This window comes from Streptomyces sp. BL1 (assembly GCF_057628045.1).
Genome location: NZ_JBXYWZ010000002.1, coordinates 406,170 through 429,939, shown reverse-complemented (window position 1 = coordinate 429,939; position 23,770 = coordinate 406,170). Strand labels below are relative to the sequence as shown.

General features: G+C 72.1%; 20 protein-coding genes and 1 pseudogene. 13 read left to right on the top strand and 8 right to left on the bottom strand.

Translation table 11 applies throughout. The features are described 5' to 3' along the window. The first annotated feature begins 4 nt into the window (after positions 1 to 4). A pseudogene (locus tag AC3AGO_RS02105) lies at positions 5 to 759 on the top strand (amino acid ABC transporter ATP-binding protein). Positions 760 to 840: 81 nt separating this feature from the next. After that, on the top strand, positions 841 to 2,013 hold the full coding sequence (locus AC3AGO_RS02100) for an NAD(P)/FAD-dependent oxidoreductase (protein WP_487818345.1): 1,173 nt from the start codon (positions 841 to 843) through the stop codon (positions 2,011 to 2,013). A 60-nt stretch (positions 2,014 to 2,073) separates the two neighbouring features. Here the strand turns inward: AC3AGO_RS02100 and AC3AGO_RS02095 are convergent, their stop codons facing one another. Further along, complete coding sequence (locus AC3AGO_RS02095; RefSeq protein ID WP_487818344.1) at positions 2,074 to 2,355, bottom strand: metal-sensitive transcriptional regulator; 282 nt, start codon at positions 2,353 to 2,355, stop codon at positions 2,074 to 2,076. A 93-nt stretch (positions 2,356 to 2,448) separates the two neighbouring features. Here AC3AGO_RS02095 and AC3AGO_RS02090 point away from each other — a divergent pair, with 93 nt between their 5' ends. From AC3AGO_RS02090 to AC3AGO_RS02070, 5 genes are all read left to right on the top strand, one after another. Then, on the top strand, positions 2,449 to 3,021 hold the full coding sequence (locus AC3AGO_RS02090; protein ID WP_487818343.1) for a rhodanese-like domain-containing protein: 573 nt from the start codon (positions 2,449 to 2,451) through the stop codon (positions 3,019 to 3,021). A gap of 189 nt (positions 3,022 to 3,210) precedes the next feature. Then, a complete protein-coding gene (locus AC3AGO_RS02085) occupies positions 3,211 to 4,257 on the top strand; it encodes an HD domain-containing protein (protein WP_487818342.1) in 1,047 nt (348 codons plus the stop codon). Positions 4,258 to 4,379: 122 nt separating this feature from the next. Then, positions 4,380 to 4,811: an Rrf2 family transcriptional regulator gene (locus AC3AGO_RS02080; RefSeq protein ID WP_487824513.1), complete on the top strand. Its 432-nt coding sequence runs from the start codon at positions 4,380 to 4,382 to the stop codon at positions 4,809 to 4,811. Between the two features lie 92 nt (positions 4,812 to 4,903). Next, positions 4,904 to 5,656 carry an SDR family oxidoreductase gene (locus AC3AGO_RS02075; protein WP_487818341.1) on the top strand — a complete coding sequence of 251 codons (753 nt, stop codon included), beginning with the start codon at positions 4,904 to 4,906 and terminating at the stop codon, positions 5,654 to 5,656. A gap of 18 nt (positions 5,657 to 5,674) precedes the next feature. Beyond that, positions 5,675 to 5,959: a nuclear transport factor 2 family protein gene (locus AC3AGO_RS02070; protein ID WP_487824512.1), complete on the top strand. Its 285-nt coding sequence runs from the start codon at positions 5,675 to 5,677 to the stop codon at positions 5,957 to 5,959. A 62-nt stretch (positions 5,960 to 6,021) separates the two neighbouring features. On the opposite strand, the gene AC3AGO_RS02065 is transcribed toward AC3AGO_RS02070, so the two are convergent. Continuing rightward, the gene (locus AC3AGO_RS02065) at positions 6,022 to 6,969 is read right to left on the bottom strand and encodes a LysR family transcriptional regulator (protein ID WP_487818340.1); all 948 of its coding nucleotides are present in this window, start codon (positions 6,967 to 6,969) and stop codon (positions 6,022 to 6,024) included. Between the two features lie 95 nt (positions 6,970 to 7,064). Between AC3AGO_RS02065 and AC3AGO_RS02060 the strand changes: the two genes are divergently transcribed. The 4 genes from AC3AGO_RS02060 (at position 7,065) to metX (ending at position 11,267) form a co-directional block, all read left to right on the top strand. Further along, positions 7,065 to 7,826 carry a sulfite exporter TauE/SafE family protein gene (locus tag AC3AGO_RS02060; RefSeq protein WP_487818339.1) on the top strand — a complete coding sequence of 254 codons (762 nt, stop codon included), beginning with the start codon at positions 7,065 to 7,067 and terminating at the stop codon, positions 7,824 to 7,826. 211 nt (positions 7,827 to 8,037) lie between these two features. Beyond that, positions 8,038 to 8,484, top strand: coding sequence for a group II truncated hemoglobin (locus AC3AGO_RS02055; RefSeq protein WP_487818338.1), 447 nt, complete (start codon positions 8,038 to 8,040; stop codon positions 8,482 to 8,484). A gap of 249 nt (positions 8,485 to 8,733) precedes the next feature. Then, positions 8,734 to 10,119, top strand: a complete 1,386-nt coding sequence (locus AC3AGO_RS02050; RefSeq protein WP_487818337.1) for a bifunctional o-acetylhomoserine/o-acetylserine sulfhydrylase — start codon at positions 8,734 to 8,736, stop codon at positions 10,117 to 10,119. Beyond that, entirely contained in the window at positions 10,116 to 11,267 is a 1,152-nt protein-coding gene (metX, locus tag AC3AGO_RS02045; protein WP_487824511.1) for a homoserine O-acetyltransferase MetX, read from the top strand. Before AC3AGO_RS02050 ends, metX begins: the two co-directional genes overlap by 4 nt. Before the next feature lie 145 nt (positions 11,268 to 11,412). Here the strand turns inward: metX and AC3AGO_RS02040 are convergent, their stop codons facing one another. Next, complete coding sequence (locus tag AC3AGO_RS02040; RefSeq protein WP_487818336.1) at positions 11,413 to 12,504, bottom strand: DMT family transporter; 1,092 nt, start codon at positions 12,502 to 12,504, stop codon at positions 11,413 to 11,415. Between the two features lie 507 nt (positions 12,505 to 13,011). Between AC3AGO_RS02040 and AC3AGO_RS02035 the strand changes: the two genes are divergently transcribed. Continuing rightward, positions 13,012 to 13,584, top strand: a complete 573-nt coding sequence (locus AC3AGO_RS02035; RefSeq protein WP_487818335.1) for an Rv1733c family protein — start codon at positions 13,012 to 13,014, stop codon at positions 13,582 to 13,584. 971 nt (positions 13,585 to 14,555) lie between these two features. Here the strand turns inward: AC3AGO_RS02035 and AC3AGO_RS02030 are convergent. Continuing rightward, positions 14,556 to 15,188, bottom strand: coding sequence for a TetR/AcrR family transcriptional regulator (locus AC3AGO_RS02030; protein ID WP_487818334.1), 633 nt, complete (start codon positions 15,186 to 15,188; stop codon positions 14,556 to 14,558). 148 nt (positions 15,189 to 15,336) lie between these two features. On the opposite strand from AC3AGO_RS02030, the gene AC3AGO_RS02025 reads away from it, so the two are divergent. Further along, positions 15,337 to 16,104: an SDR family NAD(P)-dependent oxidoreductase gene (locus AC3AGO_RS02025; RefSeq protein WP_487818333.1), complete on the top strand. Its 768-nt coding sequence runs from the start codon at positions 15,337 to 15,339 to the stop codon at positions 16,102 to 16,104. 172 nt (positions 16,105 to 16,276) lie between these two features. On the opposite strand, the gene AC3AGO_RS02020 is transcribed toward AC3AGO_RS02025, so the two are convergent. The 4 genes from AC3AGO_RS02020 to AC3AGO_RS02005 all read right to left on the bottom strand — a co-directional run bounded on the left by AC3AGO_RS02020 (position 16,277) and on the right by AC3AGO_RS02005 (position 23,575). Continuing rightward, a complete protein-coding gene (locus tag AC3AGO_RS02020; protein WP_487818332.1) occupies positions 16,277 to 17,641 on the bottom strand; it encodes a S41 family peptidase in 1,365 nt (454 codons plus the stop codon). Positions 17,642 to 17,801: 160 nt separating this feature from the next. Next, positions 17,802 to 20,951: a glycoside hydrolase family 2 TIM barrel-domain containing protein gene (locus AC3AGO_RS02015; protein WP_487818331.1), complete on the bottom strand. Its 3,150-nt coding sequence runs from the start codon at positions 20,949 to 20,951 to the stop codon at positions 17,802 to 17,804. A 450-nt stretch (positions 20,952 to 21,401) separates the two neighbouring features. Further along, the gene (locus AC3AGO_RS02010) at positions 21,402 to 22,958 is read right to left on the bottom strand and encodes an SGNH/GDSL hydrolase family protein (RefSeq protein WP_487818330.1); all 1,557 of its coding nucleotides are present in this window, start codon (positions 22,956 to 22,958) and stop codon (positions 21,402 to 21,404) included. 182 nt (positions 22,959 to 23,140) lie between these two features. After that, a complete protein-coding gene (locus AC3AGO_RS02005; protein ID WP_487818329.1) occupies positions 23,141 to 23,575 on the bottom strand; it encodes a VOC family protein in 435 nt (144 codons plus the stop codon). Between the last annotated feature and the right edge of the window lie 195 nt (positions 23,576 to 23,770).

The window sequence follows — 23,770 nt, the reverse complement described above, 5'->3', positions numbered from 1 at the left end:
CGCTGTGATCAGAGCCGAGCGCGTACACAAGAGCTTCGGCCGCACCGAGGTGCTCAAGGGCATCGACCTGACCGTCGTACCGGGGGCGAGGTGATGTGCCTGGTCGGCCCCTCAGGGTCCGGCAAGTCCACCTTTCTGCGCTGCGTCAACCACCTGGAGACCATCGACCGGGGACGGCTGTACGTACGCGACCAACTCGTCGGCTACGAGGAACGGGACGGCAGACTCCACGAGTTGAGCGAGAAGGCCGTCTCCCGCCGCCGGCAAGGCATCGGCATGGTCTTCCAGCGCTTCAACCTCTTCCCGCACATGACCGCGCTGGAGAACGTCACCGAAGCCCCCGTTCTCGTCAAACGCGAACCGAAGGGAACGGCACGCGCCCGCGGCGCCGAACTGCTCGCCCGGGTCGGCCTGTCCGACAAGACACACAGCTACCCCTCCCAGCTCTCCGGCGGCCAGCAGCAGCGCGTGGCCATCGCCCGCGCGCTCGCGATGAACCCCGAACTGATGCTCTTCGACGAACCCACCTCGGCGCTCGACCCCGAACTCGTCGGCGAGGTACTGGACGTGATGCGCACGCTCGCCGAGGACGGCATGACGATGGTCGTCGTCACCCACGAGATGGGCTTCGCCCGGGAAGCCGGCGACTCCCTCGTGTTCATGGACGACGGCGCCGTCGTCGAGAGCGGCCCGCCGGCGCAGGTGCTGCGCGACCCGCGCCACGAACGTACGCGTGCCTTCCTCGGCAAAGTCCTCTGATCCTCCTGGACCAGGACCTCCGGCCTTCACCGCCGCGACCTCTCTCAGCCCCCCCCGCAGCACAGCAAGGAGCAGCCCCCCATGAGCCGTGCCCTCGTCATCGGCGCCGGAGTCATCGGCGCCGCAACCGCCCACCGGCTGGCCGAAGCCGGCGTCCAGGTCACCGTCCTGGACGCCGCGGGCCGGACCGCCGGCACCTCCAACGCCACCTTCTCCATCGACGTCACCCACCTGAAGACCCCGCACGCCTACTTCGAGTTCAACCAGCGCAGCGCGGCGCTCCACCGCGAGCTGGAGGAAGAGCTGCGCGCGCAGGGAGGCGAGGCCGGCTGGCGCCACTCCGTACCGCTGGTGCAGTGGGGCCACACCGAGGAGGAACAGGGGACGCTGCGCCGGCGCGCCGAACGGCTCGCCGGCTGGGGCCACTCCTGCCGTACGGTCGACCCCTCCGCGCTGCGCACCCTCGCGCCCGCCGCCGACCCCGCGTCATGCCGGGCGCCCGAACTGGTCGTGCACGACGACGCGTCCTGGTACGACGCGCCCCTCCTCGCCCGGACACTCCTGGACCGTGCCGCCGTCCTCGGCGCCGACATCCGGTACGACAGCCCCGTGACCGCCCTGCTGCGTGACGGTGAACGGATTTGCGGCGCGGAGGCACGCGGCCGGCGCTTCGAGGCCGACCACGTCGTCAACTGCGCGGGTCCCGACGCCGGCCGCATCGCCGGACTCGCCGGCGTACGGCTGCCGCTGCGTCAGATCCCCGGCCTGGTGGGGGAGTCCACGCCGCTCGCCGAACCCTTGCCCGCGATCCTCGCCACTCCCGGCGTGGACCTCCGCCCCGCGCCGGGCAACCGCGTCTGCGCCATCTCCTGGCCCGTCGACGCGCTCCTCGACCCGACCGCGGACACGCCCGTCCCGCCGGGGGCCGCGCTCCTGGACCGGTGCACCGACGTACTGCCCGGCCTCCGAGCGCTCTCCGGCACCCGCGTCGGTGTCCGCCCCGTCCCCGAGGACGGCCTGCCCCTCGTCGGCCCGCACCGTGAAGCGCCAGGCCTCTACACCGTCGTCACGCACAGCGGCGTCACCCTCGCCCCGCTCCTGGGCACCCTCGCCGCGCAGGAACTCACCCGCCCGGCACCCGCACCGGCACTCGACGCCTACCGCCCCGATCGCGACACGTCCCACCCCGTACGCGACGAGAGCCTTGCGGTCATGGCCGGGCACAGGGAGGAGCGCGTGGCGGAATCCGCCTGAGGGGGCTGCCGGAGTGGGCCGGGGCCGGCTCATGCGGCTCTCGGCCCGGCAGGGCCCCTGTCAGGCCAGGGAGAGGAAGAGCTTCTCCAGGCGGGCCCGGATCTGGTCGCGGTTCTGGGGGGACTGGCCGGTGTCGTCGGCCACGCACTGCTCCAGGCCCGTCGCGATGATCGAGAAACCGGCGCGGTCCAGCGCCTTGGAGACCGCGGCGAGCTGCGTGACGACCTCCTCGCAGTCCCGCCCCTCCTCGATCATCTTGATGATCCCGCTGATCTGGCCCTGCGCCCGCCGCAGCCGGTTGAGCGCCGACTTCAGCTCGGCGGCCGTCATGTCGAGCTGCACTTGCCCTCCTCCTGCATGAACCAGGGCGCCCCCTTGAATACGCCCGGGGGTATTTTACAGTGGGAGGGACCTCCCCGATGAAAGGTTCGTTCCGTGGCTTCCCCCACCACCCTCACCCCGGCCCAGGCGGCCGCCCGTACCGACGAGCTGACAGTCATCGACGTCCGCGCACCCGGCGAGTACGCCTCCGGGCATCTGCCCGGCGCGCACAACATCCCCCTGGACCGCCTCGACGAGGCCGTGGACACCCTCCAGGATGTCGCCGCCCGGCGGGAGCTGCTGGTCGTGTGCGCCTCCGGCGCCCGCTCCGAACGCGCCTGCACCCAGCTGGCCTCCCACGGCGTCACCGCCGCCACCCTGACCGGCGGCACCTCCGCCTGGGCCGCCGAGGGGCGCGACCTGGACCAGCCGGCCGGCGCGAGGGCGACCTGGCCGATGGAGCGTCAGGTGCGGCTCGCAGCAGGCTCGTTGGTGGTCGCCGGGCTGCTCGCCGGCCGCCGTTACCCCGCGGCCCGCTGGCTGTCCGCCGGTATCGGCAGCGGCCTGGTCTTCTCCGGCGTCACCAACACCTGCGGCATGGCCGCGGTCCTCGCCAAGCTCCCCCACAACCGGCCCGCCAAGGGCGCCCCGGAACTCCCCGACACCCTGAAGCGGTTGCGCGGCTGACGTACGAGGCGCCGCGCCTGACATACGCGCCGGGCCCGTACGCCCGCCGTCCGCGAAGGGGCCGTGCGTCCATACGGGACGCGCGGCCCCTTCGCGGAGTGTGCGTCTCGCCCGGAACGCGCCGCCCACGGAAGCGAGTTCGGGCGCGTACGCCGGCCGGCTGACCGCGGTCGGCCCTAAGGTGCCCTGGTGGACAGCCGAATGGATCAGAGCTCCTCGCCCGCCTCCGGGGATACCGCCCGACCCGTCCCGGCCCATGTCGCGGGCCTCTCCCCGGCGTTCAGGGACCCGCTGTGGCGGATCTCCGTCCGCCTGAACCCCGTGGAGGCGGACCTGCTGCGCACCGGACCGCTGCGGCGCCTGCACTTCGTCGCGCACGGCGGGGCCGCGACGCTGACGACGCTGCAGTCGTACTCCCGGCTCGAGCACACCCTCGGTGTCCTCGCGCTGGTCGCGCACTTCCGTCCGGAGGACGAACTCCTCCGTGTCGCCGCCCTGTTGCACGACATCGGCCATCTGCCTCTGAGTCACACCGCCGAGGGCGTCTCCGGTCTCGACCATCACGACATCGGCCTGCGGCTGTTGCGGACCGCCCCGATCCGACCGGTGCTGGAGAAGCACGGCTTCGGCGTCGAGGCCGTCGTCGGCGCGCTCGGCGAGCAGCCTCCCTCGCCCCTCACCAACCGCTCCGGACAGCTCAATCTCGACCATCTGGATTCCTACGTGCGGAGCGGACGTGCCGCCGGGCGCCTCGACACCGATCCGGCCGCGCTGCTGGGCGGACTCGATCTGCACGACGCCGCGGTGTCGGCCGACCGCGACACCGCCGCGTCGCTCATCGGCCTGGTCCGCGCGGAAGCACGGCTGCACACCTCGTGGGACAACGTGGGCCCGGTCTCGGTCGTCCGGCGCCTGGCCGGGCAACTGCTCGACAGCACACCCCTCACCCCGGCCCGGTTCGCCCGCATGACGGACGCACAGCTGTGGGCCGCGCTCGATGCCTGCGCCGGCACGCGGGAGGAGAGCGAGATGATCCGGTACGAGCCGCACCGGTTGCAGGTCACGGCCGGGCAGTCCGGCGGCGGGGATTCCGGCTGGGACTTCTCCCTGCGCAAGATCTACAGCGCGTCCCCGCTGGTGGAGGGCCGCCCCCTCGAACTCGCCGCGCCCGAACTGGCCGCCGAACTCGACGCGTTGAGCTCGTTGCCCACCAGATTCCGCGTCCGGTGGAGCTGAGGGGCGGTCGCTGCGGCTGACGAGGGTGCGGCTCCCGGGCCGGTCCGGCCGCCCTTGCCGCATGCAGTCGTAACAGATACCGTTACGACTGGAACCGAGGAGCGAGGGAGGTGGAGACCGACGTGAGCGCCAACAGCAGACTGACCATCGCGGCGCATGTCCTGACGTGGATCGGGCTGTATCAGCGGCGTGGCCACGAGGTCGCCACTTCCGAGCAGATCGCGTCGAGCGTCAACACCAACCCGGTGGTGATCCGCCGCCTGCTGGGCGAGCTGCGCAAGGCCGGCCTGGCCGAGTCGCGGCGGGGGGCGGGGGCGGGCTGGATGCTCGCGCGGGACCTGGCGGCGATCACCCTGCTCGACGTCTACCAGGCGATCGAACCGGGGCCGGTCTTCGCCCTGCACTCCGCGACACCGAACCCCGAGTGCGTCGTGGGCCACGGCATCGGGCCGGCGATGACCGCCGTGTACGACGACGTGGAGGCCGCCCTGCGCAGGGAGTTGACCCGGACCACGCTGGAGGACGTGCTGCGGGACGTCCTGAAAGCCGCCTGACCTCGGACTGTCGATTTCCTCTGATCGAGGGGATCGCATTCCGCGCTCATCAATGTAACCAAAATGGTTACCTCAAGAAATCGGAGAGTCCCATGGGACAACTGGACGACAAGACCGCCCTCGTCACCGGCGGATCCAGCGGCATCGGTCTGGCGATCGCCCGCCGTTTCGCCGCCGAGGGCGCGACCGTCTACCTGACCGGGCGCCGCAAGGTCGCGCTGGATGCGGCCGTCGAACAGGTCGGCGCCCGCGGCATCGCGATCCAGGCCGATGCCTCGGACCTCGGCGATCTCGACCGGCTCTTCGCCGAGATCACGGACCGCAGCGGCCGCCTGGACATCGTGGTGGCCAACGCCGGAGTCGGGGAATACGGCCCGCTCGGCGCGATCACCGAGGAGGAGTACGACCGCACCGCCTCGATCAATTTCAAGGGCACGGTCTTCACTGTCCAAAAGGCGCTGCCGCTGCTGACGGCCGGCGCCTCGGTGCTGCTGCTCTCCTCCAGCTCGGCCCATCGGGCCACCCCGGGCCTGAGCGTCTACGCAGCCACCAAGGCCGCGATCCGTAGCCTCGCCCGCACCTGGGCCGCCGAACTGGCCGGCCGCGGAATCCGCGTCAACGCCCTCACCCCCGGCCCTGTCGAGACCCCGGGCCTGGAAGAGCTCTTCGCCGCTTTCCCGCACGGCGAGCGGCCCACCGCGGACGGGGCCGCCCCACTGACTCCGATCGGCCGCGTCGGCCGTCCGGACGAAGTCGCCGCCACCGCCCTCTACTTGGCCGGTGACCAGAGCACTTTCACCACCGGAGCGGAACTGTTCGTCGACGGCGGCGCCACACAGCTGTAGGTACCCGGCAGTGACGCGCTGCCCTGGACCGGGCGCCGTACCCGCCGGGAGGAGGTCGCGCCGTACTTCACCACGATGTGGCCGCACTTCGCGCACGGCAGGAGCGAGGTCGTGCTGGACCGCGTCATCGTCGACGGCGGTGACGTCGTACTGCTGGCGGTCTGGACGCACACCGTCGTGGCCACAGGGAAGGAGTTCACCACACCGGCGGCCATGCACCTGAGGGTCGAGGACAACCGGATCGTCCGCATGCACCTGTACGAGGACACGCTGACCGTCGAGAAGGCGTTCAACGCCGCCTGAGTGGCGAGTGCCCAAGTGCCCCGTGACCCGGGGCACTTGGCGCAGCGGTTCAAGTGTCCCGGTCAGCTGTCGTACGCGGGTCCTGGCGGGCCGGGAGTGGTGGGCCTGTTGGGGAAGGGCGGCTCGGAGCGGGCCGCTTGGTGGAGGTGGTCCGCGAGGGCTGTGACGGCCGGGGAGGGCCGCGTTGTCGCTCCCCAGGCCAGCAGGTGGTGGCGGCGGGCCCAGGTGTCCTGGAGGTCGCAGACCTCCAGCGGCCGGTCGGGGTCGACGGCGCGGCGCGGTACGACGGCGAGTCCGACGCCGGCGGCCGCGAGGGCGACTTGGGTGCTCATGTCGGCGACGCTCGTGCGGTAGCGGACGGCCGGGGCGTGCGGGCCGAGGTGCTTCTCGATCCAGCGCCGCAGTGAGGATCCCGGGGCGAGCCCGACGAGAGGGTGCTCGGCCACCTCGTCGTAGGCCAGCGCCGTACGTCCGGCCAGCACCCCGTCGGCCTGTCCGATCACCACGAGGGAGTCGTCGCCCAGGGGTTCGGTGTCCAGGCCGGTGTCGCGGACCTCGTTGTCGACCAGGACGCCGAGATCCGCCGCACCGTCGGCGAGCTTCCGTGCCGTACGCGGCGTGCGGCTCTCGGACACGTCGACGTCCACGTCCGGGTGCGCGCGGAGGAACGAGACCAGTGCTTGCGGTACGAGACGGTGCATCGCGGACCCGCCTGCCAGCAGCGTCAGCGGTGCCGCGGGGGAGCGGGCGTAGCTGGCGACGGCCCCTTCGAGCTGCGCCGTCCGGGCGAGGACATCGCGCGCGTGGCGGGCCAACGCCGTACCCGCCGGGGTGGGTTGGACGCCGCGCCGGCCGCGCACCAGCAGCTCCACACCGGCGCTGTGCTCCAGCGCCCGCACCCGCGCGCTGGCCGACGGCAGGCTCAGATGCATCCGGCGGGCACCCGCCGTGATCGACCCCTCCGTCACGATGCCGGTGAAGAGCCGCAAGTCGTCCAGGTCGTAGCGCACCGTACGAGTCTACGACTCTGCCTTAGGCTGTGCCTGAGGCCGGGTACGCCGATCACGCATTGTGGCCCCACCCGGCAGCGGGCGATGCTCGACGGGTGTCCGAAATACTGCTCCTCCTGCTCGCCGGCGCCGCGGCCGGAATCCTGAACGCCATCGGCGGTGGCGGCACGTTCGTCGCCCTGCCCGCGCTGGTCGCCGCCGGCCTCTCCCCGGTGACGGCCAACGCCTCGTCGACCGTCGCCCTCGTCCCCGGAGCCGTGGCCAGCGCGTGGGTCTACCGCCGCCAACTGGCCCCGGTCGGGGCGACCTCCACCAAGGCGCTGACCGCCATCAGCGTGATCGGCGGCGGACTCGGCGCGGGCCTGCTCCTGACACTGCCGGCCGCCTCGTTCGATGCCGCGGTGCCGTGGCTGCTCGCCTTCGCCACGGTGATCCTCGCCTTCGGCCGCCACCTCTCCCGCGCGCTGACCGCCGCCCTGGGACGGCCCCTCGGCATGGGCCCCCGCGCCGTCCTCATCGGCCAGTTCTTCCTCGCCCTGTACGGCGGATACTTCGGCGGAGCCGTAGGCATCCTGATGCTCGCCCTGTGGAGCATCGGCCTCGGCCTCGACGCCGCGGCCGGCAACCCGATGCGCGTCACCCAGCTCGCCGCCGTCTACGTGAGCGCGGCCGTGCTCTTCCTCTTCGCCTCCGACGCGCTGCACACTCCGCTGCTCCTCGCCGCGATGCTGGTGGGCGGCGTGGCCGGCGGCTACACCGGCGCCCACCTCGTACGCCGCCTCCCCGCGAACGTCCTCCGCACCGCACTCCTCACCACCGCCGCCACGATGACCCTCCTCTACTTCCTCCACAACTGACCCCGGCGGGAGCCGTGGTGAGGGAGCGTCAGGCCGGTACCCGGGGGCGCGGCTCTCAGCGCCTGGGTCGCCCGCTGTCCCGGGCAGCGCATCCTGCGGTAGGTGACGGGGGCTCAGTTGCCGTAGATGCGCGGCGGCTTCGGGCCGTACGGGGCGGGCAGGGGCTAACGTGGAGCGTCGCTGTGCCGGTTCCGGACGCTGCGGGGGGCCCATGCCGAGTCTGTACGAGCACGCCGGGGGAGACGAGGCGTTCCGCCGCGTCGAGGAGATCTTCTACGCCAAGGTGCTGGCCGATCCGGTGCTCAAGCCCCTGTTCCCGGAGCGTCGGCCGCATCACGTGGACCATCTGTCGTGGTTCACGGCCGAATCCTTCGGCGGGCCCGACCGCTTCACCCGCGAGCTCGGTTTCGACCACATCGTCCGGGTGCACCGGCACCTGAACATCGACGACGAGCAGCGGCAGCGGTTCGGGGAGCTCTACATGGCCGCGTTCGACGAGGCGGACATGCCGAAGGACGAGGCGTTCCGCGAAGCGGTGCGCTCGCACATCGCGTTCGGTTCCCAGGTCGCCCAGCAGAACTCGCGGGCCGCCACCGACGCCGACCTGTACCCCCTGAACGAGGTGCCGCGCTGGACGTGGCAGGGAGACGAGGACTGAGCGCCGGCTGCGTGCCGCCTCGCCCTTTGCGTACGGCGCGTTGCGGGTCCGTGAATCCTGTCGCGCACCCCCTTTCACCGCGATGTTCGTGTGGTGTGCTGAGGGCATGGCCGTACTCGTGACCCGGCGCCACGTGGATTACGGGCGCGTCACCAGTGCCGCGTGTCCCGCCGCGCGCTGACGCACCGTCATCACCGTCGCACGCCGCAGCACTTCAGCACCACCTTGAGCGCCAGGGAGCACACAGCCATGCCCGAATCCAGCAGCCGGCCGCCCGTCGACGCCGTCACCGCGGGGCACACGCCCGAACAGCCCGGTGGTGAACCGGACGCCACCGCCTGGTCCTTCGAGACGAAGCAGATCCACGCCGGCGCCGAGCCCGACCCCACGACAGGGGCCCGGGCCGTGCCCATCTACCAGACGACGTCCTTCGTCTTCCGCGACACCCAGCACGCCGCCGACCTGTTCTCGCTGGCCGAGCCGGGCAACATCTACACCCGCATCCACAACCCCACCCAGGACGTCTTCGAGCAGCGCATCGCCGCTCTGGAGGGCGGCGTCGCGGCGGTCGCCGTCGCCTCCGGGCAGGCGGCCGAGACGCTCGCGCTGCTCACCCTGGCGGGCAGCGGCGACCACGTGGTGTCCAGCACGTCGCTGTACGGGGGCACGTACAACCTCTTCCGGCACACGCTGCCCAGGTTCGGTATCGAGGTGTCCTTCGTCGAGGACCCCGACGACTTGGACGCCTGGCGCGCCGCGATCCGGCCGGAGACGAAGGCGCTGTTCGCGGAGACGCTGGGCAATCCGCGCGGCGACGTCCTCGACGTACGCGGAGTCGCCGACGTCGCGCACGAGGCGGACGTGCCGCTCATCGTCGACAACACGGTGCCGACTCCCTTCCTGCTGCGGCCTCTTGAGCACGGGGCGGACATCGTCGTGCACTCGGCGACCAAGTTCCTCGGCGGGCACGGCAACGCGATCGCCGGAGTGGTCGTGGACGGCGGCACCTTCGACTTCGGTACGGGTGAACGGGCCGCGCGGTTCCCCGGCTTCCACGAGCCCGACCCCAGTTACCACGGTCTGCGCTACTGGCCCGACCTCGGACCTTCCGCCTACGCGGTCAAGCTCCGCGTGCAGCTGCTGCGCGACCTCGGCCCCGCCCTCTCCCCGCACAGCGCGTTCCTGCTGCTGCAGGGCGTGGAGACGCTCAGCCTGCGCATCGCCCGGCACTCCGCCAACGCACTGGCCCTGGCCGTATGGCTGGAGCAGCGCGACGAGGTGGCCGCCGTGCACTATCCGGGGCTCGCCTCCAGCAACTGGCGCGGGAACGCGGAGCGTTATCTGCCCGACGGCGCGGGCGCGGTGCTCTCCTTCGAGCTGCGCGACGGCGTCGAGGCCGGCAAGCGCTTCGTCGACGCGGTGCAGCTCTTCAGCCACCTCGCCAACATCGGCGACGTGCGCAGCCTCATCATCCACCCCGCCTCCACCACCCACAGCCAGCTGGACGAGGAACAGCTCGCCGCCACGGGTGCGGGCCCCGGACTGGTGCGGCTGTCGGCCGGTCTGGAGAACATCGAGGATCTCAAGGCGGACCTGGAGGCAGGCTTCCGCGCGGCGAAGGGGGCCGCGTCCTGACGGCGTCCGCGCCCGTCGCCACACCCCTCCCGCCCGCCACCGGCGCCTGGCGGGAGGGGGATCCGGCGGGCCGCCGCCGCTGGTACGTACGGGAAGCCCCGCTCCGGTTGGAGGCCGGCGGCGAACTGCCCGACCTCCGCCTCGCCTACGAGACATGGGGCCGCCTCGCGGCGGACGGCTCCAACGCGGTGCTCGTGGAACACGCCCTCACCGGCGACAGCCACGCCGCCGGCCCGGCTGGTCCGGGGCATCCGAGCCCGGGGTGGTGGGACGGGCTCATCGGTCCCGGACGGGCCCTGGACACGGAGAAGTTCTTCGTCGTGGCGCCCAACGTGCTGGGCGGCTGCCAGGGTTCGACCGGGCCCGCCTCGACGCGCCCCGACGGGCGGCGGGTGTGGGGCGGCGGCTTCCCGTACCTGACCCAGCGCGACCACGTCGCGGCCGAGGCCGGGCTCGCCGAAGCGCTCGGCATCGAGCGCTGGGCACTCGTCGTCGGCGGCTCCATGGGCGGCATGCGCGCCCTGGAATGGGCCGTCACCCACCCCTCCCGTACGGGCGCCCTCCTGGTCCTCGCCGCGCCCGCGGCCACCGGAGCCGAACAGATCGCGTGGGCCAACGTCCAGCTGCACGCGATCCGTTCGGACCCGCACTGGAACGGCGGCCACTACCACACTGCACCCGCCGGACACGGCCCGCACGCCGGCCTCGGCCTGGCCCGCCGCCTCGCCCACATCACCTACCGCAGCGAACCCGAACTCCAGGCCCGCTTCGCCCGCGCACCCCAGGACACCGAGGACCCCTGGCGCGGCGGGCGCTACCGGGTGGAGTCCTATCTCGACCACCACGCCGACAAGCTGGTCCGCCGCTTCGACGCCGCCAGCTACGTCCTGCTCACCGAGGCGATGAACGCCCACGACATCGGCCGCGGCCGCGGCGGTACGGCGTCCGCGCTGCGCCGCGTGACCGCGCCCGCGCTGGTCGCCGGCGTGGACTCCGACCGTCTCTACCCGCCGAGCCGGCAGGCCGAGCTGGCGGCCGGCCTCCCCGGCGCCGACCGGCACCGGGTGATCGAGTCGCCGTACGGGCACGACGGCTTCCTCATCGAGACGGAGCAAGTGGCAGCACTCGTACGGGAGCTGACGGCGTGACAGCGGCAGAGCACGGCGTGACCGCCGCGGCGGTCACGCCGGCAGGCGCAGGGGCGGGCGGGGCCGGGGCCCGTCCGCCCCTGCTGCCGGGGGGCCGCCCTCCGGGGAGGCGGGCAGGGCGGCCACGATCGGCGGTGGCGCGAGGTCAGGGCGCCACGAGGCGGGGCGGCTTCGGCCCGGGGGCAGGGGGTTGGAGAACAACGCCCTTCTGTACGGGGGTCGTTGTCGGGGCCGGAGCGCGGGCCACCACGGGGGAGGGGATGACGTCCTTGCCGTGCGGCCCCTCGCCGCCGCGCCCGTACGTGTCGCCGGGCCCGTACGAGTCGCCGCGCCCGTACGGGGCCGCACCGGCGGCGGGCTGCACCCGTACCGGTCCGGTGTTCTGCCGGCCCGCGCTGTCGACGGACAGCCGTACCAGGCCCCAGGTGGCCACCAACCCCGCAGCGGCGGCGGCGAGTTGGCCGGTCGTGCCGTAGCGGAAGCCCTCGTTGAGCACCAGGACGCCGATCATCGCGGCCATCACCGGATTGAGCACCGTCGTCGTGGCCAGCGGCGCGGTCAGTCCCGCACCCCGGAAGGACGCCTGCGACGCGCCGAGCCCCGTCACCGCCAACGCGGCTGTCACCAGGGCGAGCAGCAGCAGTCCGGGAAGCGTCAGCCGGTCCCAGGACTCGGCCGCCGTCTTCACGTACACGGATCCCGCGCCGTAGGCGATGCCCGCGACGGCTGCCAGTATCACGGCCCGCACCCGTACATTGCGCCGGCCGCCCGCCACACCCGTCACGGCCAGCGCCACCAGCGCGGCCGCGACGGCGGCCGCCAGGGCGAGTTGCTGCCCGCTGTCCAGTACGACAGCGGAGCCGGAGGACGCGCCGGTCAGCAGCAGAATCCCCGCGAGGCCGCCGGAGGTGAGCAGGATGCCGCGCCAACCGGCCCCGGTGACCCGCCGTTTGACGAACACGGCCGCCATCGGCGCCGCGACCACCAGCGTCAGCACGCCCAGCGGCTGCACGACGCTGAGCGGCCCGAGACCGAGCGCCACCACGTGCAGCAGCGCGCCGACACCTTGCAGTGCCAGGGCCAGCCACCAGCGACCCGAGGCGAACAGGGCGCGCAGCCGCGCCCGGCGGCCGTGCGTCGTGAGGGACACGGCGAGCCGTTCCTGGAGGATGGCCGCCGCCGCATAGGCGACCGCGGACACCAGTGACAGCAACACTGCCGCCAGGAGCGGGCTCACGGCCGGCTCCGGCGACTCGGATGACTGCTGGGCTTCCCGTTCATAGCCCAACGATGGCGCTGCCGCGGGCCGGTGTCGTCGGCTGTCGGGCGCGACTTTCCGTACCGCTGAAGGAGTAGGTCCCGGCCCTGCCTACGCCCGGCAGGTGACACCGGTGCGTGTCCGGCCTCATCCTCATGACGTCGTCGTGCTCCGTGTCCGGCCGGCCGACGGGGCGGGCGCCTCCGGCGCCTCCCGCTCCTGCTGGAGTACGAGTTCCGTCCCGGGCCGGAACGCCTCCCGCCGTACGTACTGCGTGGCGGATGTCCCTGCCGGCGGCGTGGCGTGCGTGGCCTTTCCTCCGCGTGTGCGGCGCCGCTCCGCTCGCCGACCAGCATGTCCCGTGTTCCCGCGGCCCGTTGCCGTTGGCTCGGCGCTTTCAGGACAGAGCATGGCCCGAAACGGCCCCACACGCGGGGCCTGTCGGGGCGTCACTGTGGACGTGGGCCAGGGGGAGGGGGCAGGGGGATGGCCGGAAGGGTTCCGCTGTGGCGGTGGCGGTACAACCCGCTCAGGCGTGCCTCGGACCGGGCGGAGGCGTGGATCGTTCTGCTGTCCTTCGTGGCCATGATCGCCGGCGGGATCTACGTGGGGACGTCCGCGGCAGGCGCGGCGCAGGAGAACTTCGCGCAGCAGCGCCAGGAGCGGCACCGCGTGACCGGCGTACTCGTGCGGAAAGTCCCGGTCCGGGTGCCGACGACGCAGGAGGGGTCGGAAACCCGGGTCCGCGCCCCGGTGCGCTGGGAGGAGAAGGACGGCACCGTCCGCCGGGAGCAGGTGCTGGTGGAATCGGACCAGCGGGCCGGTGCGGCGGTGGACGTGTGGCTCGACGACCGGGGTGCGCTCGTCGACCGCGCCCTCGACGTAGGTGAAGGGGACGTGCACGCCGCGGTGTTCGGCATCATCGCCGGGATCGCCACGGGTGCGCTGGCGCTGTGCGTCCGGGTCGTGCTGTGCCGGGTGGTCGACCGGCACCGGCTCGTCGCGTGGGAACGCGAGTGGTCGGTGACGGGGCCCCTGTGGAGCAGCGGACTGTCGTGAACGGACGGGTGCGAGGGCTGGGGCCCGTGCGGCCCGTCGTCCCCCGCTGCGGCTTCGCGCTGGATGCCGTTCCGGTGCTGTTCCGGTGCCGTCCTGCTGAGACCCGCGGGATCCGCCGGGATCCCGCGGGAAGTGAGCGGCCGTCAGGAGTGGTGTGCTCGGGCGCGGTTTGTGCGCGGGCGCGGCCTGGGGCGCGCGGGGGGAGCCGTGCCGCACCCCAGGCCGCTGCGGTGCGCCGCGGGCAGCGGCGGCACCGGCCGCACGGGAACCGACCGTCATGTTCCCTCCGCGGCCCTTCCAGATGGCCCACGTCTCCAGTCCAACACGCCGCACTGGAAAAGGAGATGGGAATGCGGACCACCCTCCGCTTCATGTCCACGCGCCTCTCCTGCGGACCGCTGACGGGACTCCGCCGGGCCCGACACCGGGACGAGTTTGCGGAATTCCGGAAACAGGCGGCGATATCCGGTGCCGATCAGCGGCGTCCATGTTTTACGCTGCTGGGTGGAAGGCAGTGAACGCCGCGCAGTACCGCAGGACGTCCGCCTTCCAGGCCCCCGAGACCCCGGAGCCGTGACAACCGATCCGGTAAGGCCTGCTGGGGCTGTATCGCCGTCTGCGGTCCCGGCTTCGCCCTCCGGTGCTGCTCCAGGGCGGAAGCCGTGTTACGGAATCCCGTCGCAGCCAGGAGGGCAGGGCGCGGCAAGCCCCGAGGGGAGCCGGCTGCCCGCGCCCGGGGACGGCCGCTCCCGCCCGAATCGGGAACGGCCGTCCCCGACCCCCACGGCATCCGCGCACCCCGCCCCCCGTGCCGAGGGGCGGCACTCAGCCGTGGAACGCGGTGGTCGCCTCCAGCGCGGCCCGTTCGGCCGTGAGGTGGTTGACCGCGGCCGCGTCGTCGGCGAAGCAGCTCGGCTTCGCCGTCGCGGTCACCGTGGTTCGGTCGCGTGCCCGGCTGCCCGTGGTGTCGCTCAGTCGGGGAGCCCCGCCGCGGCGATCCGGACGGCGCGGCGGATTGCCGCTGTGGGGTCGTCGCCGTCTGTGGCTTCCGGGCTGCGTGCCCACTCCTCCGCGGCGATCCGCAGCGCGCCGTTGAGCATGACGGCCTGTACGCGTGGCTCCAGCGCGTCCGGGGAGTGTCCGGCGCGGCGCGCGAGGATCGCGGCGAAGACTGCCTCGGCGTCGCGGTGGACCTCCAGCCATACCGCGCGCAGGGACGGTTCCTCGCGGGTGAGGCGCACCAAGTCCCGCAGCGGCGCGCTGTCTTCGGCGGATGCCGACGACATGAGCGGGCCCCGCGTGAAGGCCTCGCGCAGGGGGCGGTCCCGCGGCCACTCGTCCAACAGGCGCGCGGTGGCGTCGAGTCCGCCGACGAGCAGCGGCCGTACGCACTGTTCCTTGGCGGGGAAGTAGCGCCACAGAGTGCGTACGGACACTCCGGCACCCCGGGCGATCTCGTCGCTGGAGGTGTCCGCGACGCCCTGCGCGGTGAACAGCCGTACGGCTTCGCGCGCGATGGTGAGCCGGGTGGCCGTCTTGCGGGACTCCGACAGCGGCGGCCGGCCCATGCGCGCACCGCTCTGCGGCTGTGCCTTCTCCGCCATGCCCGTACCTCCCGCTCGCGGCCCGGCTCACCCGGTCCGACGCTGTGCCATGTGGTGCTGCGTTCAGTCTCTCCGATTACTTTATGGCACACCGTGCCATTAAGTTGTACGGTGAACACCGCGGGGTCCACAGCGAGGGAGCGGCAGCATGGTCGGCAGCAACGGTTTCGAAGGGCGCAGCGTCGTCGTCACGGGCGGCGGGTCCGGTATCGGCCGGGCGGCCGCGCTGCAGTTCGCCGCTCAGGGCGCGAAGGTCCTGATCGCCGACCTCAATCCGGAGACGGCGAAGGCGGCGGTCGAGGAGATCGAGGCGGCGGGAGGCACGGCGCGCGCGGTCGTCGGCGACCTCAGCGAACAGGGCGTCGTCGACGAGGTCGTGGCGACCGCCGTGGACGCGTTCGGCGGTCTGGACGTCCTCGTCAACAACGCCGGGATCATGGACAGCATGTCCGCGGCGGGGGACGTGACCGACGCGGAGTGGGAGCGGCTGATCCGCATCAACCTCACCGCGCCCTTCCTCCTCGCCCGTGCCGCGCTGCCGCACATGCTCGCGGCGGGCAAGGGCGCGATCGTGAACACGGCCTCGGAGGCGAGCCTGCGCGGCAGCGCGGCCGGCGCGGCCTACACGGCCGCCAAGCACGGCGTCGCCGGACTCACCAAGTCCCTCGCGGTGATGTACCGGGACCAGGGCATCCGCACCAACGCCATCGCACCCGGCGGCACGATCACCAACATCCAGTTCGAGGCCGAGCGCGAGGCGCACGGCCCGGGCGTCCTCGGCACCTACATGGGCAACATCGGCCGGGTGTCCGAGGCCACCGAACAGGCCGCGGCCATCGTCTTCCTCGCCTCCGACGCGGCGAGCAACGTCAACGGCGTCATCCTCCCCGTCGACAACGGCTGGTCGGCCGTCTGAGATGCGGAGCACGGCGAGTCGGCCTGCGATGCCCGACTCCCGTCCCACGGACGGTCGGTGACCGTCGCGTGGGCCGGCCGGAGTGTCGTGGGCCGGCCTGCCCCACAGCAGGCCGGCCCGAGCGCCAGGTCGTGCGGACGGCTCGCTCAACAGGCGGGACCCACCCCTCCGTTCACTGCCCCCGGCGCGGAAGCGTGTCGCGGGCGGCGTCGAAGGCCGAGTCGCGGTTCTTCGCGAACTCCTCCTCCGTGAAGACCGGGGTGCGGTGGTGTGGTGGGATTCCGGCGCCGTCGAAGGTGTGGCCCGAGCGGGTCAGGAACTCCTCGTTCGGGAGCGCGACAACCATGCCGTTGGGGAGGTTGCGCTCCAGGGTGTCGGAGAAGACGCCCTGGGTGGACTCCCCGATGCGTACGGTCCTGCCGGGCCGGTCGATGAGCGCCTGGGTGAAGGTCTCGCCGGCGCTGATCGTCGAGCCGCCGGTGAGCACCGCGACCGGCCCGCTGTAGCGCGGAACGTCCCGCGCGGGCCGTACGGGTACGGGCTGCGGGGGCGTGTACCGGGTGCGCTTGCTGTAGGCGAGGTAGGGCGAGTCGGTCAGACGCCCGGCCAGGTGCAGCCCGAGGGAGTCGTAACCGCCGCCGTTGATCCGCAGATCGATGATCAGCCCCCTGAGGGAGGCCGTGCGCCGGGCGGTGAAGACGGCGTCGAGCGCTTCGTCGAGTTCGGCAGTGTGGGCGTCGTAGGAAGGGTTCCGCCCGGCGTAATCGGCGAATGCGGAGAGGCGCAGGTAGCCCTGGCCGCCGGGCAGGTCCGCGTAGTGGATCCGGCCCCCGGCGAATTCCCGCGGCTTCTCGCCGCGGAGGTCGCGCCGCACGATGTGCTTCATGACCTTCGTGTCCAGTTCCTCGCTGGGCATGGTCGTGCCGGGGCGGACCTGCGCGAAGCGGCGCTCCCCGTCGACGACGGCCACATGCGCGTCGTGGAGCGGCCGCACCATCTCGCTGAACACGGCGAAGAGTTCGCGCCTGGTCGTGTCCGCGTGCACCTTGGGACGGTACGTGTCCCGTACGGCGCGCCAGTCGATTCCCTTGGCGGCGAAGAAGGGATAGTTCTCCGCGAAGGACTGCCAGAACACGTCGAATGCCGCCACCGGGCCCCGGCCCGCGGGGCGCCGGCACTCGGCCGGGAGCCGGTCGAGCCGCCGCAGCGTCCTGTCTCCCGGCGAACCGGCCACACGCAGCGACCCGCCGGGCCGCACGGTGAACACCTGCCCTTCGGCAGTCCTGTATCTGCCGGGCGCTGTCTGCCGTGCGGCGTCGCCCTTGAGGCAGCTGACAGAGGTGGTCTGGTACTCCTGCAGCCGTCCGTCGGCGATCGACACGACGGCGCCGTAGCCGTTCACGCGCCACACGCCGTCGACGGCCGGACGGGGCGCTGCCGAGGCGGGCGCCGACGCCCCGCCGGCAGGGACCAACGCCCCGCCGGCAAGGCCCAGCGCCACGACAACGGCAGCCGTTCGGTAACTCCGGAATCGCACAGTGGCCACTTCCCCCGGGAACAATGCGAGTCGGTCACAACTCGCTTCGAGGAACCGACAATCGCCGACCGGGCCGCCCGCGCGACATCCGGCACGCAGGTGGATTCCCAGGGGGACAACCCCACCGAGGGGCTTGTGGCCTTTGGCGCACCCGGCTCGCTCAGTCGTCACCCCCGCTGCCCGGCACCGCGAGCCGGGTGATGCGCAGGAAGCCGTTCGCCTCGTGCGGGTGACGGCTGGTCATCTCCAGCTTCAGCCGCGTCGTGGTCACCGCCTCGAAGGTGATCCGGGTGGGCTTGACCGAACCGTCCGCCCAGGTGATCTGCGGCCGGTCCACCGGTATCCAGGCCCGGCCGTTCCAGTGGCTGACGGCGAGCTTCGTGGGCAGCGTGTGCGTGCCGTCCACGGTGAAGTCCGCCTCCAGCGCGGTGACGCGCTGCCGGGCGGGCAGGGTGAGCGAGACCCAGTCGTGGGCGTGCGCCTTGCTGATCTCCGGGAGCAGGGCTGTGGCCTTCATCTTGTACGCGTTGGACCAGCCGGTCCCCGTCGCACCGTCCAGCATGGCGGCGGGCAGGGTGTCGGGCGCGCCGGAGAAGGAGGCGTCGGCCGTGGGCCCCTCGTTGCGCGCCGTGCTCGCATCCGAAGAACTGTCGTGCTCCGTCGGCGTGTTGGAGCGGGAGACCGCGCCCTGTCCGCCCGTGAGCCGTACGGCGGCCGTACCGGTGCGCAGCCCCTTCGCCCGTGCGGTCACCGTGAGCGTGCCGGAGCCGTGGCCCGCCTGCACGATGGCCACCGCCTTGCCGTGGAAGGCCGCCCTGGTGGGGGAGTGGTAGTTCTCCGCGCTCTCCTGCTGTCCGGCATCGGCGCCCACCAGGCGTCCACCGCGTACGGCGAAGGTGAGCGCATGGTCGGCGTCGGGCACCAAGACGCCCCGCGCGTCCGTCACTTCGGCTGCCACGAAGACCAGGGAACGCCCGTCCGCGGTGACCGTTCTGCGCTCCGGCGTGAGTCGTACGGCCACGGGTTCGCCCGCCGTGCGCAGCGTGTCCCGGGCCACTTCCTTGCCGCCCCGGCGGGCGACCGCGAGCAGTTTGCCCGGCATGAACGGCACCGTCCACGTCAGATGGAGCTTGCCCGCGCTGCCGTTCGGGCTGGTGTAACTGCCGGGGTAGGGGCCGGAGGTGACGGTCTTGTCGTCACCGGTCGCCTCGGTCGTCTCCCGGTACTCCGCGCCGTACACGGTCGTCTTGCGGTCGAAGCGGCGCACGCCCAGGGAGCGGCCGTTGAGGTAGAGCTCCACGCTGTCGGCGTTCGTGTACGCCCACACTGTGACTTCTTCCTTGCGGCGGTGGCTGCTCCAGTCCATCGGCAGCAGGTGCACCATCGGCTCGTCGTGCCACTGGCTGCGGAAGAGGTGGAACTGGTCCTTGGGGAAGCCCGCGGTGTCCACCGCGCCGAAGAAGGACGACTTGACCGGGTACACGTCCTCGTACGGGGTGGGCTCGCCGAGGTAGTCGATGCCCGTCCACACGAACTGCCCGGCGAAGAACTGCCGGTCGCGGTCCTGCTTGAGGACGTACTCGCCGCTCATCGTCCACGACTCGAGGTTGTTGTCGTAGGAGGAGGTGCCGCGCCGCCCTGGGCTGTAGTTCTCCCCGGTGTTGAGCTGGCCCGGGCTGTCGTACACGCCGCGGCTGGAGGTCGAGGAGGAGGACTCGGCCTCCAGGAAGAACGTGCCGGGGTACTTCTTGTGCAGGGCGTCGATGGACGCGGCGGTGTTGTAGTTCAGCCCGATGCCGTCGAGCATGCGCAGGATGCGGTCCTGCGGAGAGCCGTCCTTCGGCACGCTGCGGTACTTGTCGGTGCCGATCACCACGGGACGGGTGGGGTCGGTCTCGCGGACCGCGTCCACCAGCTTGCGCGCCATGCCGACGCCCGCCTCGCTGGTGCTGTCGGGAATCTCGTTGCCGATCGACCACATCACCACGGACGGCGAGTTCTTGGCGGCGTGCACCATCTCGCGGATGTCGGCGTCGCTGTGCGCGTCGAAGAACCGGCCGTAGTCGTAAGGGTTCTTGGGGGTGCGCCAGCAGTCGAACGCCTCGACCATGGTGACGAATCCGAGCTCGTCGCACAGGTCCAGCAACTGTGGCGCGGGCGGATTGTGCGAGGTGCGCAGCGCGTTGACGCCCATCTCCCGCATGACCTCCAGCTGTCTGCGGGCCGCGTCCGGGTGGAACGCGGCGCCCAGCGCGCCGAGATCGTGGTGCAGGTTGACGCCGTGCAGCTTGCCCTTCTCGCCGTTGAGGGCGAAGCCGCGGTCGGGGTCGATCGCGAACCAGCGCAGCCCGAACGCCGTACGGGTCTCGTCCACCGTCCGCCCGCCGACCGACAGCCGGGTCACCAGCGTGTAGCGGTACGGACTGCTCGTCGACCACAGGTGGGGGTCGGACAGTCGCAAGTCCAGCTTGGTGTCGGAGGGTTGGGTGCCCAGCGTCACCGGGGTCTGTTCGGTGGCCACCTGCTGCCCGTCGGCGTCCAGAACGGTCGCCCGCAGTTCGGCGCGTACGGTGCGCTCGGTGCTGACCGCGCGCGTCTGGACCCGTACGTCGGCGTGGCCCGCGGCGTACGCCTTCTCCAGCCCGGGCGTGGTGACGGTGACACCGTGCCGCACCACATGCACCGGATCGGTGACCACCAGCCGCACATCGCGGTAGATGCCGCTGCCGGAGTACCAACGGCTGCTGGGCACTTGATTGCGGACCCGGACGGCCACGGTGTTGGCCGTACGGCCGTCGGTGTGCGCCAGCTCGGTCACGTCGGCGGCGAATCCGGTGTACCCGTACGGGTGGGTGGCCACCAGCTTGCCGTTGAAGTGGACGCGGGCGTCCATGTAGACGCCGTCGAACTCCAGGGAGAGCCGCTTCCCGGCGGTCTGCCGCGGCAACGTGAACGTCTTCTCGTACCAGCCGAGCCCGCCCGGCAGATAACCCGAACCGGCCGTCGTGTGCGGCCCCTTGACGGGGTCGAGCCCGATGCTCCAGTCGTGCGGCAGATCCACCGGCTGCCACGACGCGTCACCGGGCGCGGGCTGCTCGGCGTCCTCGCCGGTGGTGTTCACCAGCGCGAACCGCCAGCCTGTCCGCAGATCGGCGGTACGTCCCGACGGGGTGACCAGATCCGGCTGTGCCGTCGCTGCACCCGCCGCTCCGCCCGCCGACGCGGGCATCGCGGTGAGCAGCGGGGCACCGACCGCCCCGCCGAGCGTGGCTCCGGCCCCGTTCAGGACGGTGCGTCGTGAGATCGCCATGGATGAGACTCCCGGTCTGCAAGTGGTGGAGCGCGATGAGGTACGGGCGGTACACGGCGCGCGCACTCCGGCGCCGGGCACGCGAAATCCCGCGCCCGGCACGGCTGCTGACGCCGCCTCACGTTCGACATATCGACCATTGTTCGAAATCTGCCGTGAATGTAGTGACACGGCGTGCAACACGTCAATGGAGCGTGCAGAGGTACGCGAGGGTCGACCGCGCGGGAAGGGCCCGGCTCGGGGGCGCTGCGCGCAAGGCTGACGGCGTAACAGGAGAGGGCGGGGGCCCGTGGGGCGGCCCCGACCGGGCCGCCGCTTCTCCAGGATTGAAAGCGGCGGTCCGCTCAGGGCACGCGCCGGTTCAGCGCAGCCACCGGGTCAACGAGCGGGCCCCAACGGCGGTTACGCGAGCGTCTGTTCGCCCCGCACAGCCGGATGGCCGACCGGCCGTCACGTGCCGAAGGGCAGGGCGCGGCGTATGAGGTCGAGGGTCTCGTCGCCCCAGGCGAGGACTCCGAGGCTGGAAGTGAGGTTCCCCGGCGGCCGGTTGATCAGCGTGTCGCGGCGGATGAGGCGGTTGAAATCCACGTACACGGGGTCGCGGCGGCGGGTGACATTGTCGGGACGCCGGAACTCCACCCGGGCCTTCCGCATCACGCGGATCACCTCCTGGGCGAGGATGCCGTAGCCGACCGTCGTCGGGTGCACCCCGTCCAGGGAGAACAGCCCGCCGGCGGTGCGCCGTCCGCCGTCGGCGGCGAGGAAGTGCGTGGTGGGCGGCGGGTCGAGGGCCTGGAGCTCGGGCGGCAGCGGGTAGGGCTTCCACCAGGGCGGGCGGGCCGCGGAGTCCTCGATGTAGCGGCGTGACGCGAGCCGGTCCAACAGGCCCGCCGTGTCGAGGAGATACCAGTCCTTGCCGGCGTGGCGCGCCTGCCGGACCTCCTCGGTGATGGCGTCGTTGTAGTCGTCGACGGCGTCGTCGACGGCCCGTATGTCGTGCTCTGTGAGGTGCTTGTCCTGCTTCGGGTCGAAGTCGCGGTCGCTGATCCAGGGGCGGGTGTAGTACGGGAAGTACGCCGGGTAGGTCGTGGACTTGGCGCCCACGCCGCGCGCCAGGGGTGCGACCGTCACGTGCGGCACCGTGCACCAGATGACGTGCCGGGCGGCGATCTCCCGTACCTGCGCCGAGACTTGGTGGAGTACGGCGGTGAAGTGCGCGGGCCGCCAGACGGTGTACTCCTTCTTGCGTTCCAGGTCCTCGTGTCCCTCGCCGCTCCACACCAGGCGCAGTTGGGTTATCGATTTGAGCGCGTTGTTGCAGCCGAGGAAGACGACGAGGGTCTCGATGCCGTGGTCGGGGTCGGTGTCCCCGGTCTCCGTGCCGAGCCGTGCGGCGGCGTCCAGCTGGGTCAGCGCGCCGGCGCCCGCGGGTTCGGTGGGCAGGACGCGCAGGGCCGCGCGTTCACCGGAGTTCTCCACGGTCTGCTTGATCATGTTGTCGTCGGGGGAGCCCACCCGGTCGCGGCACACGTCGGCGGACTTCACGAGGGCGTCGTGCATGTCCCAGCCGGACACCCCGAGGTTGTGCTGGATGGCGGCCGTACGGGGCACCACCGCGCCGGGGCCGCGCTCCCAGTAGTCCTCGATCCTGTCCAGGAGTTGGCGGGCCCGGAACAGCGCGAGCGGCATCTCCCACCAGTCGACCGCGCGGCCGTAACGTGACTCCAGGTCCCGCAGCAGGAATTCGATATTGAGCGGCAGTCCGCCGTACCCGTTGTAGGAGGGGTAGCGGAACTGTTCGCTCCAGCCCAGCTCGTGCGCGATGATCGCGGGGAACGACAGGTCGGTGTGGAAGACCGCGCCGCTCTGGAAGCCGTGCACGAGGGAGTCGCCGACGGTCACCAGCCGGTGCCGGGGCTCGCCCTCCCACTCGGCGGGGACCACGATCCCCAGTGTCGGGTCCGTCTCCGGAACTCTCGGTGTGCGCCGCTCGGTCTGGCCGTCCATGCTCTCTCCCTGAGGCGTTCAGGGCGGTTTGCGGATCGGAGAGCGGCGCCGGCGCGTGTGTGTGCCGGCGGTGACGGTGCCGCCTGCTCCCGGCGGCTGCGGCGGGAACGGGGCGCACCGCGCGTACGGCCCGCCCGGTCCAACGTGCGGGCAGGGTAAGGCGGTTGCCCCGTTCCCGGGCCTCAGCCCGCGTGCTCTTCTGTCAGCTGTGCGTGCAACGGCGTGACGGCCCGCTTGCGGAACTCCTGGACGGCCCAGCCGTTGCCGTCCGGGTCGGTGAAGTACATGAACGTGCCGCCGTCGTCCGGCGCGTACTCCTCCGTCTCGGACACCTCCAGGCCGCGCGAGATCAGTTCCTCCCGGGCCGCCTTGATGTCGGCCACCACGAGCTGGAGGCCGTGGTACGTGCCGGGCTGGGGTGTACCCGTGGGATTGGGCAGCCCCACGGCGAGCGCGACCGAACAGCCCGAGCCGGGCGGCGTGAGCTGAACGATCCTCGTCCCGGGCATCACTTCCCTGTCGACGTCGACATTGAAGCCGACCTTGTCCCGGTAGAAGGCAAGGGAGCGGTCGATGTCCGAGACGGGCAGCAGAAGCACTTCCAGGGTCATGTCCATTGCGTGACTCCTCTCGCCGCCCCCCGTACGGGGCGAGCCGGTGCCCCCACCCTCGCCGCCACCGTCCCGGACGGCCAGCCTCCGGACACCCGCGCCCCGACCTCGGCCACTTGAGCCGCATTTCGCAGTCGGTGGGCCTGCAGCCCCTGGCGTACACGGGCTGTGCCGGACAGCGGAACAGCCCCCGCACGGCAG

Coding starts and splice junctions, on each gene's coding strand:
- AC3AGO_RS02100 (WP_487818345.1), top strand. CDS start 841: ATGAGCCGTGCCCTCGTCATCGGCGCCGGAGTCATCGGCGCCGCAACC.
- AC3AGO_RS02075 (WP_487818341.1), top strand. CDS start 4,904: ATGGGACAACTGGACGACAAGACCGCCCTCGTCACCGGCGGATCCAGC.
- AC3AGO_RS02055 (WP_487818338.1), top strand. CDS start 8,038: ATGCCGAGTCTGTACGAGCACGCCGGGGGAGACGAGGCGTTCCGCCGC.
- AC3AGO_RS02050 (WP_487818337.1), top strand. CDS start 8,734: ATGCCCGAATCCAGCAGCCGGCCGCCCGTCGACGCCGTCACCGCGGGG.
- AC3AGO_RS02035 (WP_487818335.1), top strand. CDS start 13,012: ATGGCCGGAAGGGTTCCGCTGTGGCGGTGGCGGTACAACCCGCTCAGG.
- AC3AGO_RS02030 (WP_487818334.1), bottom strand. CDS start 15,188: ATGGCGGAGAAGGCACAGCCGCAGAGCGGTGCGCGCATGGGCCGGCCG.
- AC3AGO_RS02025 (WP_487818333.1), top strand. CDS start 15,337: ATGGTCGGCAGCAACGGTTTCGAAGGGCGCAGCGTCGTCGTCACGGGC.
- AC3AGO_RS02015 (WP_487818331.1), bottom strand. CDS start 20,951: ATGGCGATCTCACGACGCACCGTCCTGAACGGGGCCGGAGCCACGCTC.
- AC3AGO_RS02010 (WP_487818330.1), bottom strand. CDS start 22,958: ATGGACGGCCAGACCGAGCGGCGCACACCGAGAGTTCCGGAGACGGAC.
- AC3AGO_RS02005 (WP_487818329.1), bottom strand. CDS start 23,575: ATGGACATGACCCTGGAAGTGCTTCTGCTGCCCGTCTCGGACATCGAC.